At 31.9% G+C, this 14,476-nt stretch carries 13 protein-coding genes and 3 pseudogenes; 11 read left to right on the plus strand and 5 right to left on the minus strand.

Features of this window, described 5'->3' with window-relative positions:
• Window positions 1-85 precede the first annotated feature (85 nt).
• From spoIIP to COD11_RS19440, 5 genes are all read left to right on the plus strand, one after another.
• Window positions 86-1,237 carry a stage II sporulation protein P gene (spoIIP, locus tag COD11_RS19420; protein WP_098798534.1) on the plus strand — a complete coding sequence of 384 codons (1,152 nt, stop codon included), beginning with the start codon at window positions 86-88 and terminating at the stop codon, window positions 1,235-1,237.
• A gap of 440 nt (window positions 1,238-1,677) precedes the next feature.
• Complete coding sequence (locus COD11_RS19425; protein WP_098798535.1) at window positions 1,678-2,853, plus strand: D-alanyl-D-alanine carboxypeptidase family protein; 1,176 nt, start codon at window positions 1,678-1,680, stop codon at window positions 2,851-2,853.
• A 61-nt stretch (window positions 2,854-2,914) separates the two neighbouring features.
• Window positions 2,915-3,616, plus strand: coding sequence for a response regulator transcription factor (locus COD11_RS19430; RefSeq protein ID WP_098798536.1), 702 nt, complete (start codon window positions 2,915-2,917; stop codon window positions 3,614-3,616).
• A complete protein-coding gene (locus tag COD11_RS19435; RefSeq protein ID WP_098798537.1) occupies window positions 3,613-5,028 on the plus strand; it encodes a sensor histidine kinase in 1,416 nt (471 codons plus the stop codon). The genes COD11_RS19430 and COD11_RS19435 overlap by 4 nt, the downstream gene beginning before the upstream one ends.
• 254 nt (window positions 5,029-5,282) lie before the next feature.
• Entirely contained in the window at window positions 5,283-6,203 is a 921-nt protein-coding gene (locus COD11_RS19440) for a cupredoxin domain-containing protein (protein WP_098798538.1), read from the plus strand.
• Window positions 6,204-6,347: 144 nt separating this feature from the next.
• On the opposite strand, the pseudogene COD11_RS19445 reads toward COD11_RS19440, so the two are convergent.
• The 4 genes and pseudogenes from COD11_RS19445 to COD11_RS27670 form a co-directional block, all read right to left on the minus strand.
• A pseudogene (locus COD11_RS19445) lies at window positions 6,348-7,613 on the minus strand (IS1182 family transposase).
• A gap of 208 nt (window positions 7,614-7,821) precedes the next feature.
• A pseudogene (locus COD11_RS27665) lies at window positions 7,822-8,232 on the minus strand (multicopper oxidase domain-containing protein).
• 253 nt (window positions 8,233-8,485) lie between these two features.
• Window positions 8,486-8,566: a hypothetical protein gene (locus COD11_RS28030; protein WP_369689289.1), complete on the minus strand. Its 81-nt coding sequence runs from the start codon at window positions 8,564-8,566 to the stop codon at window positions 8,486-8,488.
• 120 nt (window positions 8,567-8,686) lie between these two features.
• Window positions 8,687-8,974: a hypothetical protein gene (locus tag COD11_RS27670; protein ID WP_255301652.1), complete on the minus strand. Its 288-nt coding sequence runs from the start codon at window positions 8,972-8,974 to the stop codon at window positions 8,687-8,689.
• 405 nt (window positions 8,975-9,379) lie between these two features.
• On the opposite strand from COD11_RS27670, the gene COD11_RS19455 reads away from it, so the two are divergent.
• From COD11_RS19455 to COD11_RS19480, 6 genes are all read left to right on the plus strand, one after another.
• A complete protein-coding gene (locus tag COD11_RS19455; RefSeq protein WP_098798539.1) occupies window positions 9,380-9,688 on the plus strand; it encodes a hypothetical protein in 309 nt (102 codons plus the stop codon).
• A 5-nt stretch (window positions 9,689-9,693) separates the two neighbouring features.
• On the plus strand, window positions 9,694-10,089 hold the full coding sequence (locus tag COD11_RS19460; RefSeq protein ID WP_176551152.1) for a YwmB family TATA-box binding protein: 396 nt from the start codon (window positions 9,694-9,696) through the stop codon (window positions 10,087-10,089).
• 91 nt (window positions 10,090-10,180) lie between these two features.
• Window positions 10,181-10,513: an AbrB/MazE/SpoVT family DNA-binding domain-containing protein gene (locus COD11_RS19465; protein ID WP_098798541.1), complete on the plus strand. Its 333-nt coding sequence runs from the start codon at window positions 10,181-10,183 to the stop codon at window positions 10,511-10,513.
• A gap of 3 nt (window positions 10,514-10,516) precedes the next feature.
• Window positions 10,517-11,383: a C39 family peptidase gene (locus tag COD11_RS19470; protein WP_098798542.1), complete on the plus strand. Its 867-nt coding sequence runs from the start codon at window positions 10,517-10,519 to the stop codon at window positions 11,381-11,383.
• Window positions 11,384-11,619: 236 nt separating this feature from the next.
• The gene (locus COD11_RS28035) at window positions 11,620-11,781 is read left to right on the plus strand and encodes a sigma factor (RefSeq protein ID WP_098798543.1); all 162 of its coding nucleotides are present in this window, start codon (window positions 11,620-11,622) and stop codon (window positions 11,779-11,781) included.
• Between the two features lie 699 nt (window positions 11,782-12,480).
• Window positions 12,481-13,467 (plus strand): C39 family peptidase, encoded by a 987-nt coding sequence (locus COD11_RS19480; RefSeq protein WP_098798544.1) that lies wholly within the window; start codon window positions 12,481-12,483, stop codon window positions 13,465-13,467.
• Window positions 13,468-13,632: 165 nt separating this feature from the next.
• Here the strand turns inward: COD11_RS19480 and COD11_RS28230 are convergent.
• Window positions 13,633-14,128: pseudogene (locus tag COD11_RS28230) on the minus strand (asparagine synthase-related protein); the annotation flags it as partial.
• Window positions 14,129-14,476: the final 348 nt, after the last annotated feature.

Consider the following 14,476-nt stretch of genomic DNA (forward strand, 5'->3'; position numbering starts at 1 on the left):
TCGATAGAGACTTTTCTAATAGTAAAAATAAAACTTCTAAAAATAAATACTTTTACATATAAATAATGCTAGGGAGGGAAACAAGTTGCTTAAAAGAGGACGTTCAAATTCAACTTTTTTAGTCATTAATAGTGTAGCCATTTTCGTATTAACAAGTGTTATCGTTATCACTGTTATAAGATATCCTAGTCCCGCGATAAGTAAGTTAATAGAAGATTTAGATGCCAATGAGTTTTTTATTCATTTTTTACGGTCAGAAAATCACTATTTTTATAGTGAAAATTCTACTAATAGTGATTTTTCATTATCTGAAACGGCGTTTACACTTGCTACAAATATAAAAATGGCCGATGTACGGACTTTATTAGGGAGGGAGTTACCAGGTTTTGCAAATTATGATACGGAAATAGTAGTTGCTGGAGAAGGTACAGATTATACTAACCTTCCTTTTGAATCCCCACCACCACTAGAAGTACTCCTCAAAGATAGAGAAATTGCCCATGAAAGGTTGGAAAGGATTGAGGAGGCTGAACAAACAGAAAATTCCAATTCAGTAAAAGAGTTGGCTCCTGCAAAAACTACTAATGGTAAAGAGGTAGTATATATCTATCAGTCCCATAGCTGGGAGGCATTTGCTCCTTTATTAAAAGGAGTAGATGACCCAGATGAAGCTGTTAGTAATAATGCAAAAGTAAATGTTATTGCAGTAGGCAGTAGGTTGAAGGAAGAACTAACGAATAGAGGAATAGGGGTAAGACATGATCAAACGAATGTAACGAACGCGTTGCAACAAAGAAATTGGGATTACAATGATTCCTACACATACTCTAGAGAACTTGTTCAAGAAGCATTGGCTGGAAATAATGATTTAAATTATTTAATCGATATACACAGAGATTCGCAGTCGAGAGAGATTACGACGACAACAATCAATGGTAAACCTTTTGCAAGGTTGTTCTTTGTTGTTGGAAAAGAACATAAAAATTATGAGGAAAATTTAAATCTCGCAAAAGAAATTCACTCACTTCTTGAAGAAAAATATCCAGGAATTAGTAGGGGGGTATTTGTAAAGGGGAAAAGCCAGGGCAATGGAGTTTATAATCAAGACTTAACTGATAGGGCTTTGTTGCTAGAGTTTGGGGGAGTTGAGAATGATTTACCTGAACTGTATAACTCTATTGAAGCATTTGCTGAGGTGTTTAGTGAATATTACTGGAAGGATGCTGAAGATATCTAATGAGTATTATTAGGAGCTACCACTACTGGTTGATTTGGACATTTCTCTCTTTTGGGTTATCTTATTTATTTTTTAAAATAAATATAGTTTCAGTATCGGTGTTGTTAGCAGGTTTTATATGCAGTTGTATAGCGATATATATAGAAGAACTTAGATAATAGAGTAAAACAGGTAATGACAAAAAATGTAATTACCTGTTTTTTGGTTTTTACACTGTGGAATGATTAACTATTAGAGGGATTAGAGTATATGAAAAGACGTTGACTTTAGGACTTGGCGATAAGCCAAGTTTTTTTAAATTCGTTTTTTAATTTAGTTTCTACATAGTTTCTACAAATTTTCTTACTAAAATAGTATAGTTATTAAATGAATATTTCTGCGGCAATAAAAATTATATATCTAGAAATTGGTAATATAATTAAATGACAAGTAGGTGCAACATGAAAAAGCTTTTTAATATCACTCTTTTAGTATTGGGTTTAAACATTTTACTTCCAATTAAGACGTTTAGTAGTATACATTCTGAAAAAACAGTTGATATTCAAAGTGAAGCAGCTATATTAATTGAACAAAATTCAGGTGAGATTTTGTTTCAAAAAAATGCCCAAACAAAAATGTTTCCAGCGAGCTTAACCAAAATTGCTACAGGAATATATGCTATTGATCATGCTGACTTGAATGCTATGACTAAAGTGAGTAAGAATGCTACCGAAGCTGAAGGTACAAGGATTTATTTAGAAGAGGGGGAGAGTATTACGATTAAAAAGCTCATTCAAGGTTTACTGATTAATTCGGGAAATGACGCAGGAGTTGCTATAGCTGAGCATATTGACGGATCAATAGAATCGTTCTCGGAAAATTTTAATAATTACCTTTACAATGAAATAGGGGTTAGAAATACAAACTTTACAAATCCACATGGACTTTTTAATGAAAATCATGTAACAACAGCAGAGGATTTAGGAAGAATTACTCAGTATGCTATAAAAAATGATGTGTTTAGAGAAATATTTGGAATAAAAGAATTGGAATGGAAGGATCAGAAATGGGAGACTACACTGTTTAGTCACCATAAACTAATGAGAGAAAGACCTTATAATGGGGTTACGGGAGGTAAAACAGGGTATGTAGATCAATCGGGACATACACTTGTAACTACTGCTACTAGAGGAGATTTAGATCTAATTGCAGTTACATTATCAGCAACTTCCCAGCCGGTAGCATATAACGATACTATGGCTTTACTTGATTTTGGCTTTAATAATTTTAAAACAGTAACTGTTGCTAGAGGTGAAGAATTCACCTTAAACAATAGTAAATATCTGGCCCCAAAAAATTACTATTATACAGTTCGAAAAGAAGCAGAGACTAAGCTAGTAATAAACACAAATGGAAAACTGGAAATAAGAGATGAAAATAATGAATTATTAAACTTGTTGGAGTTGCAAAAAGTAAGAGAACAACCAAAAGAGACAGGGAGCCTATCTAAACTAGGTAAAACTCAGGAATTAGTGGATTCTAGATTAGAAAAACATCTGTCTAGGTTGACTGTAATTTCTGTTTTTATCTCTTTCATTATCATAGTCTTTTTTTATAATGAGATAAGAAAAATATAGACCGGAAATTAAAATTCAAAATCTATTAGAGCAGATTTTTATAAAAATAGGGGTGTGAAAATTGAAGAAGACCATTCTAATAGTTGATGATGAGTGGAATATGAGGAATCTGTTAAGCATCATTTTATCAAACGAGTATGATGTTATAGAAGCTAAAAATGGTGAAGAGGCATTAAGAATCATTAAGAAAACTGAACTAGATCTAATTATACTAGATCTAATGATGCCATTCATGAATGGGTGGGAAGTTTGTGCTGAAGTTAGAAAGTTTAATTCTATTCCAATCCTTATGCTAACTGCAAGAAATGAATTAAAGGATAGGATACATGGCCTTGATATTGGAGCAGATGATTATATAATAAAACCATTTGAACCTGAGGAATTGTTAGCCCGAATTAAGGCGGTATTAAGAAGAACAAATAATAAGTCAGAGTCGAATGATGAAGTGATGACTTTTGGTTCAAATTTATTAATAATAGATACTGAAAGTCGAAATGTTATTATTGAAGGTAAAACTATAGATCTAACTCCAAAAGAATTTACATTATTAAGTACATTAGCCTCTAATCCAAAACGAGTTTTTACTAGAGAGATCTTACTTGAAATTCTGTGGGGCGTAAATGATTCAAGAGATACGCGGACGGTTGACACTCATATAAAAAACATTCGTGTCAAAATTAAGGAAAATGGATCAAATTATGACCCCATTGCAACTGTTTGGGGAGTGGGGTATAGATTTAACGACATGGAAGAATTAGTATGAAACTTAACAGTATAACAGTTAAACTAGGCGGTACTATTTTAATCTTATTTTTAATAGTACTTTTCCCTTTAATATATACAATTGATCAATTATTTTCTTCGTACTTTTATAGTCAAAAGATGGAACAAATAGATTTTTTTGCGACAAAGTACTCTGAAACAATCACAGATGTTAATGATAAAGAGTCCTATCATATGTTTGAGATGATCTCTGAATTAAATAATGTAGATCTATTTATTTTTAATAATAAGGGTGTCATCTTAAATAGTACTGGTCTTCTTAACTTTAAAGAAGGAAAATCAGTTGGCGAAATAATAAAGAATCCAATTATGAATAAACAGCACCTAAGTATAGAGTATAATGACAGTAAAACTTCTCAAACTTATTTAATTTCCGGTGAACCCATACTTATTAACAATCGAGTAAGTGGCGGACTAATTGTTGTCTCAAATATGGAAAGTATAAATACATCAATTGCACATATGAGAAGTTGGCTAATGATATCAGTAATTGGTTCATTATTAATTGCGATTGGTTTTACCTTTTTTATATCTCGTAAACTTTCCGCACCCTTGTTGAAGATGGTTCATGCAACTCGAGAGATTGCTACAGGTCCGCTTAAAACAGGATTGTCAATTACTTCGAATGATGAAATTGGTACCCTTGCTAAAGCGATTAATGAGTTGGGAAGAGAACTTGAGGATTTTAGGTCAAATAGAAGAGAATTTTTTGCCAATATTTCTCATGAACTTCGCACCCCAATTTCTTATATTAAGGGTTATTCACATGTTTTGAAAAACTCTCTCTATCGTAACGAAGAGGAGAAGAAACAATACTTAGATATTATAAACGATGAAGCAACACGTCTAACTACCCTTATTAATGACCTGTTTGAGTTGTCAAAAATGGAGGAAGGAAGATTAGAACTAAATATAGAAGCTTTAGATATAACAAACATAGTTATTAGTTCAATAAATAAAGTTAATTTGAAAGCAAATGAGAAAAAAATTAAAATTATATCTGATTTACCTATAACAACTCCTTTATTTCACACAGATGGATATAGACTTGAACAAGTGCTCATTAATTTGCTTGAAAATGCAATAAGATATAGCGATGATGGAAGAGCAATAATGGTTAAAGTAACAAATGATCAAAACTACTTATATGTATCCATTGTTGACCAAGGGGTAGGAATTCCTGAGAACGACTTACCATATATATTCCAACGTTTTTACCGTGTTGAAAAATCTAGAACAAGAGTTGCAGGAGGAACGGGTTTAGGATTAGCTATTGTGAAAAATATCATTGACTTATTAAGTGGACATATTGAGGTTCAAAGTGTGTCAGGAGCAGGAACTACCTTTAAGATAACCTTTCCATTGAAAGAGTCGGGTGATGAGGATGAATAAATTATTAAATGTTATACCTGTAATTTTTATTCTTTTAGGTGTAATTTGTCTAACGGTTACAAGTTCAATATTTCATTCGCGGAATTCAATTCATACCTACATTGAATCATTTATTGGAATCTGTATATTTATGGTTGTCCCGTTTTTGATTATCGGGATTTTATATTTTTTAAGAAGGAAAAAGAAATGATTCTAATTAAAAGTTTGTATACATATAATGTGTACAAACTTTATTTGTTTTGGGAGGAATTAGGTTGTCAGTTTCCTTAATGATTATCGTATTATCAGCTTTCTTTTTTATAGCTACTCTTTTTTATATTAATTTGAATAGGAAGTTAATCCCTCAAATGCAGGGCATGATGTCTGCAATGGCAATTAGTATGATGGTTGGTATACTAGGAGGTACAATATTTGGATCACAGGTGCCTGATAATTTATTATTATCAACTGTGTTAGGAATACTTATTGGACTAATATCTGGTTTTTTAGTTGGTATTCCAATTAGCTTATTAGCAAGTTTGGATGGAATGCTTTCAGGGTTAATGGGTGGAATGATGGGCGCAATGCTTGGTGCAATGGTTATGGAAGAATATTTGAACCCACTATTACGAATTTTATTCTTATTATATGTTGTTTTGATTTTAACCGTTATTTATATGCTTGAAGTAGAAATGAGAACAAAAACACAAGGCTTCTTACAAAAGATCTTTCAGAATCCATTGTTACTTGCAGGGTCTTTATCGTTATTTTTCTTTGGAATGAATTTTGTTGATCCTACAGTAATGAAGACATCAGAGGGGCAGTTTACAATACTTCAAGATGATGCTCCTCAAAAAAATTCAGGTCAAGAAAATAAAAAGACTATCAATATTGTTGCAGATGAATTTAAGTATCTTCCTAACCAAATTAATGTGGAAAAGAATCAAATTATAACAATTAATTTCATTAATAATGGAAAGGTAGAGCATGATCTCCAAGTAAGCGGCTTAAATGCAGAAATCCTAAAAGTAGATTCTCATCAACATAATAAAAATGAAAGCATTCATGTACATGCTCAAGCTGGAGATCAATCAAAGGTTATGATTAGACCACTTGAGACAGGAGAATTCGAATTTTATTGTACAATTCCTGGCCATAGAGAGTCTGGAATGATAGGTACTCTTAAAATTATCTAATATAAAAAAATAAAAGAAGTGTATACACTTCTCAGCTTGTAGAAAAAGTGGGTGTTTTTCTCTACAGGCTTTTTTATTTTCTTTAAATGTTTTAATAAATAGTAGTAATTTTCTAGATAACCAAAGAGAAAGCCTCTTACACACCTAACTTAATCTAGCTAGGTGTGTGGCAATCTTTTTCATATTCTGGCAGGCCTGCGGTGAGAAGCACCTGCTCACTTGCATTCCTTAATCCCCGTAACCGGCAAGCGAAGCCCATGCAATTCTTTTGAATCTGCAAAGCTTCGCTCTACCTTTTCTTTTCTAAATTTATATAGTTCTTTCCCAGATGGGGAAAGGCGATTTAATCTAACTTTATCCTTAGGGTCTTCCCAAACATGTCGAGTTACTACTTTTTGTGTGAGAGTAGGGCACAAGTTGCACATTTCTTGGGATCAGATTTATATTCTCGATATCCTTCTCTTGTAGTTGTTCGGTAACTTATTTGGGCAAATATCTAGATCATTCTCTTTATCATATGTAAGTTTCCATTTAGGAAACAAACCTTCGGTTGGTTTAAGTCTTCTATGGCAATTACTCCAAATATGTTTCTATCCGATAATCCCTTACAAACAGCACTAGTTAAATATCCTGAATCCAAAGCTGAAGCTTCTACTTTAAAACCCAATTGCTCGATTTGGCGGACATGTCTTGATAAATAAGGAACAGAATCATGAGAATTTCCTAATGTAACATAGGCATCTTTTATAATGTTGAATTTAAAGTCTGTGGTACGATGATCTAGATAACAGAACATTTCCTGTGTGTTTTCCCTAAACATAAATCCATTTTCAGGATCGTTGAACTTACTCGTATTTCCTTGGTTTCCTCCACCTCCTCTCCTTTCTTTTAGGACTTTTTCCCATGATCTTTACGATCTTGTTCAATAGCTTTATTTAAGTCTTCAACATCTCTAGCCTCAACCTCAACAGTTTATCTGGTGAATATGTGTTTATTCGCATTAGCTGAACTCTTCCTCCTACCATACGATGTTCCATTGCCTGAAACACGATCTCATCAGAAATTTCTTGGGATATATTTGTTTCCGCAAATCGAGTTCTACGATTCCAGCTTATTGTAGAATGATGAGGAACTCGATTAGATAATTTCAACTAAAAACCATCTATAAGCAATATTCATTTTAATTTCTTCTTCTAATTGCCTCTCAGAGCGAATTCCATATAAATAGCCAACAAACATCATTTTTATAAAAACTAAAGAGTCAATTGAAGGGCGTCCATTATCCTCACAATAATAAGGTTTTACCTTTTCAAGAATGAATGAAAAATCTATATATTTATCTATTTTTCGAAGAAGATGATTTTCAGGAACAAGGTCATCTATTACTATAAATTCAACTTCATATTGTATTTTTGTCTTGTATTAAACATTATTATCACCATTCCAATTTGTTATATAGATTATACTGAATTAACGCGATGAAAAGTTAAAGTGTCAGATAAAATAATAGGCTGCCGAGGTTTCTCGACAGCCTGAGAAGTGTATATACTTCTTCTACTTTTCCCTAGTAGTCTTTGGGAAAAGAGTAACAAAGGGTCAATTATGCATTAAAGATAAATTATTCTGGTTGATTATTTGTATTTGTGTCCGGTATGAAGTCTGGTTTAAACATCTCGTATACCACTTTAGTTACCATACCCCCAGTTGCATGATGTAGGCCGTGACAGTGGAACATCCAATCACCTGGATTATCTGCTTTAAATGCAAATTCAACATATTCTTCCTCTGGTTTTTAATTTAACGGATCTTTCATAACTGGTGATCCTGAAAATGATACTCAGTTTTTACTAAGAACCTGGAAGAAGTGATCATGTAAATGCATTGGATGATTATCTTCTGTCGAGTTGTTTATAAGATTCAATTTAACTAAATAACCTTCCTTTACTTCAAGATTTTCTGTTTCAGGAAAAGCTTTATTATTTATTTTGTAAGTTTGTTCTTCTCCCTCATTTTGTATATTTAAATTCATTGTATATGTTAGGTCATATTCCTGATTTAATGTAAAAATAATATCTGATTTTTCTCCATAAGATGTCAGATCGAAAATAGGTAATGTAATTTGTGGGTTTGGTTTGTCTTTAGATTTCCCTTCATAATCTTATCTTCAATTAGTATTCTCATGCCTTCAGTTTCTTTCATATCACAATTGCATTCCAAGTAATAATAACCTTGGTTTTTAACAGTGAACTCTATGTCAAATCTCTCAACAGGTGCAATTGAGATCAATTCATCTTTGATAACATTTGGATTGGTAATTTCTTGTCCATACTAATCACCTTGAACTCTTGTCCATGTAAGTGCATTTTATGAGAGATAAATCCCGCGTTTACTAATCTAAGTCAAACTACTCTTGTTCCTTTCTTCACTTTTAAAGGGGTAATTTCGTTACCGCTTTTCCGTTAATAATGGAGATATCATACATGCTAATATCGCATATCGTGACCCATTTCTTCTGAATCAGAACTGTTTTCTTCTGATTCCATCTCCATTTTTGAATGATGTATGCCATCCATACTTTCAGAGTCCATATTCTCCATATTCATAGAGGGTGGATCGCTCATCCATTCATCTAGTACTAATACATATTCTCCTTTGAACTTTTCCCTCGTTGATAAAGGTAACATATAGTCCTTACCAACCTGAATAACACCATCATGATGAGTGATAAGAATGATACCTATAGGTTCCTGAGACAGAAGCTTCAAATTCATAAGTGAACCTGCACTCGAATTTCTGGTCCGGGTACAGAGCCATTAAAAGGCCATGCAGTAATATTTACACCCTCAGTTAGAGTTTGATTTCGTTGCCCGGCAAAAATAGTAAACTCATTTTCTCTTAATTACTGAGTAGGATTTGTGCTTGAGATTTAACTGATTTTAGGTTTTATCTCCTTTTTATAGCATTTGAACATGCACCAAGAATGGGCAAAAATAAAAAGATGATCATACTTTGAATTAACTTAGATACATACACTGATACCTCCTAATTATTTACAATTTAATTTCAAAAGTTATTTTTGAAGTAAATATGTAGTTATAATTAAAAATAAATAGGTTAGTAGTAAGGGAGTATATATTCTTATACAAGTGGTTATATTTAGTAGAGAGGTGAGGGATATGAAAACAAACTCTACACTAATAATTATTAGCATATTTTTATTCTCTGGTTTTTATCATTTAACTAATGTTCATGGAATATCGACATTTCAAGAACTTGAGGATATGAGAAAAGCTGCAGAAAAAAATAATATTGATATTCAAAAATGGAAGGTTTATATAAGGGCAGAGGAATCAAATATTTCATTAAATAAAATAAGAAAAAAATTAGAAAAGATTTTCGAAGAAAAGTCAGATTATGTCTGGGAAAAGGAAGCTGACCAACATCATTATCAAGCAACAGGTGTACTTGCACAGGGAAAAAAATAGAGAAAGTGATTATTTCTGTTTTACCTAAAAATGAAAAATATACAATTACTTATACGTACCAATTGCTGGTAGAAAGCGATATAGAGTCTAAGTTCATTACTGAATCTAGAATTCCATTTGATTATAAAAGTAAAAATACATTCATTACAGTTGAAGGAATAGCTTATAACCATGCTGCAAATCGCTTAAGTGAGAGAATTTTAAGTTCTATTGAAGCAGAGAAGGTTGAGGAACTTGATGAGCAAGAATTTGTATCTATTTCAGGGTACAAAAACAATTGGAGCAATAGCTTAAAATTAAAAAATGAAAAACTCATGAATATACAAATTGGTGTAAGAAAATTGGATGAGAGAAGGTCACGAGTAACGATTGCAACACCAATAATTATTTCGGAGTACTAAATTAAAAAACATAGACGAAGTACATATTTTCTTCAATATTTATTGATAAGATACTTAAACAGTAACTTTACTTAATATTGAGGTGACAACAATGTGTAAGCTGAAATTGAAAAAATCAGGTCAAATTTATATCCCTACATGGATGCGAAGAGAAATAAACTTCAGAGTAGGAGACTTAATTAATATTATTTTTGATGGTAAAAAGATGATATTGTCTACAAAGGAAGAAATAACAAAAGAAAACCAGTGCATTTTAAGTCAAAAAGGTACACTGCATATACCTATTGAGATTAGAAGGATGTGTAAGTTTGATAAAGAATGTACGTTTAAAGCTTTAATTGATAAGAAAGAAAATGAACTTATCCTATTAATGGAGAAAAATCTCCTAAATAGTCAGGTAAACAATGTTATATTAGGAGTTTAAATTATGGGGTTACCTACACTTTTTATATCTGGTATCTTGACTTTAGCATTTTTACTAACCTATTTCTATAAGAAGAGAAAAGGTAGTACATTCTTTTACTTAGGTCTACTATCCTTTATTCTATACATTTTTTTGGCAGTATATAATACTATTCAATATAAGGATAAAATAAGTATCTTGATAGGAACAAATAAGCAAGAAAATCAGGCAATAGTAAAGGAGAGAAGAAGTAATAACATTAAAAATTCATTTGATATGAAAGAATCAATTAAAGAAAAAAAACTAGACGTTCCTTTACTTTCCCAATTGCCAGAATTACCTCGGGGATGTGAGGTTACTAGTTTAGCAATGTTACTTCAATATGAGGGTGTTAATGTTGGAAAGATGGAACTTGCTAAAAATGTAAAAAAAGATCCAACACCAATGACTTACAAGAATGAAAAAATCTATTTCGGCAATCCAAACGTAGGATTTGTCGGTGATATGTACTCTTATAATAAGCCAGGGTATGGGGTCTATAATCAACCAATTGAGGAACTTGCTAATAAGTATTTGCCTAACCGTGTTGTAAACTTAACTGGGGAGGATTTTAGTGAGGTAATTAATCAAATTAAAAATGATCAGCCAGTATGGGTAATAACAAATACAACGTTCAAGGAACTCCCTGAGACGCAATTTCGTACTTGGGTGACAGAACAAGGTGAAATTGAAATTACTTATAGAGAACATTCTGTAGTCATAACAGGTTTTGATGAAAAATTTATTTATTTTAACGATCCTCTTGCAAATCAAAAGAACAGACAAATACCTAAAGATGATTTTGTAAAAGCATGGGAGCAAATGGGTATGCAGGCAATAGTTATAAAATAGTTACAACATTGTAATAGTAAAACTAATATTCTTAAAATTCACGAAACATAAGAAGTGTCATTCAACCCCTTCCAAATTATGTTATTTCAATTATAACCATCGGTTAAGAAGGTAGGGAATCGAGGATGAAAAGCAAAATGGATTTTCAAAAGAGGATGAATGAGCTAGAATATCAACTTCGTGAAGAGATTTTAAAAGAATAGGTAAGTACAATTATTTAAACTTATGAAAGAAAGCTGCGCATTTTAGCTTTTAAATATGTTCAAGACTGGATATTAGTTGATGATATAATACAAGAGGTCTTAATTAAAGTTGATTTGAATTTAAGTTATTTTGAAAACAGGTCTACAAAGAAATCTTGGCTATATTTAATAACGAGTAATCAGTGCATAGACTAATTGCGGAGCAAAAAATTCAAATTTACTCATATAAAGGAAGATTTGGAAGAATTAAAAGGTATAAGTACATTCTCCGCTGAGCTTGAAACATTTATGGAATCTGAAAGAGATGTTCTGGGTAAGGCTGTTAAATCCTTGCCGGCTCAGTATAAAAACCACCACTTATTAGTATCCATTATTTTCCAGTTGCAAATTAGATCTTGAAGAAGGAAGTATTAAGGATAACATTTATAGAGGAAGAAAAATGTTGAAATCTATACTTTCGCAAGATTTGTTTTTAAAAAATCTAAAATTTTTAACTGAACGAGATATAGGGAATAATAAAGTTTACTTTAGCCTATGCGTAAAAAGATATCAGTCCTTCAGAAAAGTGCTAGAGTAAATTTTACGTATTTGATTAAAATTCATATAAGAAGTAGAACATATAAGTAGCCTAAATGTCTTTCTTTAGGGTACTTATTTTTCTTTTTGATGAATGTGATAGCTATTCATAAGTATTTATGAACTGCAATTTTGGGGGATTGTATCCCCTTTCTTCTAATAAATTGTAAACCAATTTAATATAGTTAATTTGATTGGTAAGCACTTTTTCTAAATGTTAAATATTTATTCTGAGAAAAATAAATTAAAAGGGGAATTTTTAAGCTGTTTGAAGTTGTTTCTATACAATAGATGCTATCTACCCTTTAGGAGGTTTTTATGGTCAAGATTCATATTACTTTCTTATTGCTATTTGTTTTCTTAATTTTAACTGGATGTTTAGAAAACCAGGAAACAAAAAAAAATGAAGGCGGAACAGATGAAACTAAGGATGAAGATATTATTGATAGGGAGGTAGTATCAGCAAATTTAACGATTGAGGATGCTGATAATGAAATAGAAATAACATTACAAGAGGAAGAGGACAAATGGGGTTGGGATGGCGTAAATAATTACATTGTATTTAGGAATGATCAATTTGAGAAAGCATTTCAAACATTTGTAGAAGCTGTCAGTCATGCAAAACAGCTAAAGGAATCAACTATTTACTTTAGAGGAGACAAAGATATCGTTTGGCAAAGTTCTTATAAGTCAATATCAAAAATAATCGATGCTCCACTGATTTCGCAAATGCCTGAATTACCAAGGGGGTGTGAAGTAACTTCATTAGCTATGTTATTAAGAACATCAGGTATCTCGGAGGCAAAGGTAAAAAAGACAAAATTAGCAAAAGAGATTAAAAGAGACACAACACCATATAGAAAGGAAAATGGACAAATATACTTCGGCAATCCTTATGATGGTTTTGTAGGGGATATGTATTCATTGAATACTCCCGGTTATGGAGTTTACCATGGCCCTTTGGCAGAACTAGCTGAACAATACATTCCTAATAAGGTAATTGATATGACTGGGAGTGAATTTGAAGATATAATGTTCCCGGTGAGTAATGGAAACCCAGTCCTAGTAATACATAACTCTTGGTTTAAGAAGTTACCTGAGTCACAGTTTCAAACTTGGAATACACCGACTGGTAGGGTGAAAATTACAATGAGGGAACATTCGGTTTTAGTTACCGGATATGATGAAAAGTATATATATTTTAATGATCCATTAGCTAATATGAAAAATAGAAAAGTAAATAAAAAGGATTTTATCGACGGTTGGATACAAATGGGTAAACAAGCGATCACTTATGTTAAGTGACCGCTGTTAAATAGGAACAATATTAATATTAGGTATCTACTTCAATTACTGAAATGACTTACTTTTGGAAGTGACTTTATGAACATTTTATCACTTGATTAGAGGAAGGTGCTACAAAGAATCCTTCCTCTGTATCATAGATCTTGTCTAAAAAAACTGGTGCTAAATCATGAAAGTAAGAATTGTCCAAAGTTTCCTACTGTTATCCCCTTGCACTGAACAATGTTCATGTAATAGGTTAAGAACCCTTTGTCTTATTTATAAGATAGTCAGTTCCACTTTTCTTTAATTAAAGTAATAGCCCAATCGTGAATTTCGTTTTTAAACCAGTTTCTTATTGGAACAGTAAAGCGAAGCTTTTCTTTGTTTAAAACATATGAAGGAACGATTCCTTAAGCTGCTTTTCTAAGAACATCCTTCTTTGTGTTTTGTGCAATTCTCATATCTGTAGGAATTTTTGAAGCTGTATCAACAACCTTTTTATCAAGAAATGGTACACGCAATTATAGTGAGTTTGCCGTTGTCATCTTATCTGCTTTAAGTAATATATCTCCTCTTAGCCACGTATGAATATCAATATATATCGCATCTTTGTCACTTTGTCGTATTCAAAGGCCTCTTCAAAAATGGGTTGAGTTATATTTTTGAGCGTAACATTGTCCCAATGCTTAATCTTCTAAACCCTAGTTTATATAATTATCTTTGTAATATCCAAAATCATCTGGACCACGGTGAATAATGGATATTGTCAAATTTTTGTCTTGTAATTAAGGCCTCTTTTCCGTTATCAGTCACTACTCCAACGAATCCGCACAATAATTTTCACCTCATAATTCCTTTTAAAGTTTTTTTCATTTTACCTATAGCATTTGTAGAAATTATGTAGTTTTCTATTCAAAAAAAGTGAGAATGAAATGTTATTTGAATTCAAGGATGAACTTAATATATATCTTCGTTTTAATATCAAGTTAAAATCTTCTTAAAGCATTAAAGAGGGTGACTCAAAAGG

The organism is Bacillus sp. AFS040349, assembly GCF_002577655.1.
In the GTDB taxonomy this organism is placed as follows: domain Bacteria; phylum Bacillota; class Bacilli; order Bacillales; family Bacillaceae; genus Metabacillus.

What these genes read in the sequence shown, in the direction of transcription:
- COD11_RS19435 (WP_098798537.1), top strand. Translation starts at nt 3,613, where the DNA reads ATGAAACTTAACAGTATAACAGTTAAACTAGGCGGTACTATTTTAATC.
- COD11_RS19425 (WP_098798535.1), top strand. Translation starts at nt 1,678, where the DNA reads ATGAAAAAGCTTTTTAATATCACTCTTTTAGTATTGGGTTTAAACATT.
- COD11_RS19470 (WP_098798542.1), top strand. Translation starts at nt 10,517, where the DNA reads ATGGGGTTACCTACACTTTTTATATCTGGTATCTTGACTTTAGCATTT.
- COD11_RS19480 (WP_098798544.1), top strand. Translation starts at nt 12,481, where the DNA reads ATGGTCAAGATTCATATTACTTTCTTATTGCTATTTGTTTTCTTAATT.
- COD11_RS19465 (WP_098798541.1), top strand. Translation starts at nt 10,181, where the DNA reads ATGTGTAAGCTGAAATTGAAAAAATCAGGTCAAATTTATATCCCTACA.
- COD11_RS19455 (WP_098798539.1), top strand. Translation starts at nt 9,380, where the DNA reads ATGAAAACAAACTCTACACTAATAATTATTAGCATATTTTTATTCTCT.
- COD11_RS27670 (WP_255301652.1), bottom strand. Translation starts at nt 8,974, where the DNA reads ATGAATTTGAAGCTTCTGTCTCAGGAACCTATAGGTATCATTCTTATC.
- COD11_RS28030 (WP_369689289.1), bottom strand. Translation starts at nt 8,566, where the DNA reads ATGCACTTACATGGACAAGAGTTCAAGGTGATTAGTATGGACAAGAAA.